At 62.4% G+C, this 386-nt stretch carries 1 protein-coding gene; it reads left to right on the top strand.

Translation table 11 applies throughout. The features are described 5' to 3' along the window. Positions 1-386 (top strand): carbohydrate porin (locus PGR09_RS24550; RefSeq protein ID WP_430916587.1); only part of this gene is annotated, 386 nt, incomplete at both ends.

Below are 386 nucleotides of genomic sequence, written 5' to 3'. Positions count from 1 at the left end.
GCCTATATCTGGGCCGGCCGCGACTTCCACCAGCGCCCGCAACAGGGGATCAACGACTACTTCTGGATGAACCACGACGGCCAGGGCGCCGGGGTGAAGAACTTCGATATCGGCGGCGTGCAGTTCGACGTGGCGACGGTGTCGCAGGTGAAATCCTGTAGCCCGGAAGTGATGGCCGACGAGACCAACCCGTCGCGCATCACCTGTACCGGCAGCTCCGATACCGGCGACAACGGCCACTACGCGTTGACCACCAAAACCCACAACATCAAGGCCGGGCCGATCGACGTCGAGGTATATGCCAACTACGGCTTTGACTCAAAAGCGGTGGACAGCGACGCGCGCCTCGATGCCTGGCAGGGCGGGCTGGTACTGAGCCATAGCAA

It is taken from the genome of Klebsiella sp. 141251, assembly GCF_050600725.1.
In the GTDB taxonomy this organism is placed as follows: domain Bacteria; phylum Pseudomonadota; class Gammaproteobacteria; order Enterobacterales; family Enterobacteriaceae; genus Klebsiella; species Klebsiella aerogenes.
The sequence above is the reverse complement of the archived record's forward strand: the minus strand, read 5'-3'. Positions and strand labels throughout refer to the sequence as shown.